Source organism: Acinetobacter sp. YH12254, from assembly GCF_013417415.1.
Classification (GTDB): domain Bacteria; phylum Pseudomonadota; class Gammaproteobacteria; order Pseudomonadales; family Moraxellaceae; genus Acinetobacter; species Acinetobacter pseudolwoffii.
Genome location: NZ_VPEB01000051.1, coordinates 1 through 1,290, shown reverse-complemented (window position 1 = coordinate 1,290; position 1,290 = coordinate 1). Strand labels below are relative to the sequence as shown.

Genomic DNA, 1,290 nt, shown 5'->3' with positions numbered 1-1,290 from the left:
TGGTTAAAAACAGGACATTTTAAATGGTTTATCACATAGACATTTTAATTGGTGAATAACACCCAAGGCATGGCTTTTAGTCATGCTTTTTTTATCAAAAGACTATAGCTGAATGATAGCGAGCCAAATCGCATACAATATCTATTATTAGACTTAATGTAATAATTAAATGATAGTGTTATCATTAATCTAATAGAATTAAGATTAAATGATAGAAATGAATACACGTATTTATCTACGAGCTTCAACTAAAGATCAAGATGCAGAAAGGGCTTTGCAGATTCTTCAGGATCTAAACCAAAACTTGAATTTTGGAGAAACTATTGTGTACGTGGAAAACTATAGTGGTACGAAGTTAGACCGACCTGAATTGAATAAGCTACTGTCAGAAGCAAATCAAGGTGACACCTTGTTGGTTGAAAGTATTGACCGATTATCACGCCTAACCCAACAGGATTTTCAAGAGCTGAAGCGCAGGATTCAGGAGAAGGGACTTCGATTAATTGTGGCAGATCTTCCTACTACCTACCAAATGATTCAAACCAGTGACAGCATTACTCATTCAATCTTGGAACTCATCAACAATATGTTGATTGATCTCCTGGCAACAATGGCCCGCCTGGACAATGAGAAACGTATAGAACGTATTAAGCAGGGCTTAGCGCGTTCGGGTTACAAGCCAACAGGTAAGAAAGCCAATGAGGCTAAGCACAAACGAATAAAAGAATTGCTAGCAGCTGGCAATATGACTAAGGAAGAAATTGCCAAAGCAGTGAATTGTGGAGTTGCAACTGTTTATCGAGTTGCTAAGGCCATTTAAAAAATGGCTTGTATCAGTGCTACCCTTATGTCATATCTATTTGTAGTGGGAAAAGGCATTCTTAAAGATTAGAAGAAGGTATTAATAATGAGAAAGCATTTGATTTTCCTGGTTTTTATTTTAGCTCTAGTTGTTAAGATCAATAATGATCATAAAAAAGGGCAAGTATTAAATTAAAAGACCGGCCTATTTTCAAGCCGGTCTTTTATATCGTCGAGCATCATGACTTTATCATAGATATATGAATATTAAGATAAATAAAAAGCCCTATAGTCTCTCCCGTTACTATAAGGCTTATAAATCTCTGCAACTTTTTTCTTAACTACCTACTTTTCCGATGTAGGTTGTGAATATATTCTACCTATTGGTAAAATACAAAGCTATAAGACAAAAGATTAATATGCTAGGATGTTATTCACCAATTAAAATGTCTATGCGATAAACCATTTAAAATGTCCTGTTTTTAACTG

Annotated in this window: 1 protein-coding gene; it reads left to right on the top strand. The window is 34.9% G+C overall.

The window, feature by feature from the left end:
* Positions 1 to 208 precede the first annotated feature (208 nt).
* On the top strand, positions 209 to 820 hold the full coding sequence (locus FTV29_RS14970) for a recombinase family protein (RefSeq protein ID WP_148334749.1): 612 nt from the start codon (positions 209 to 211) through the stop codon (positions 818 to 820).
* Positions 821 to 1,290: the final 470 nt, after the last annotated feature.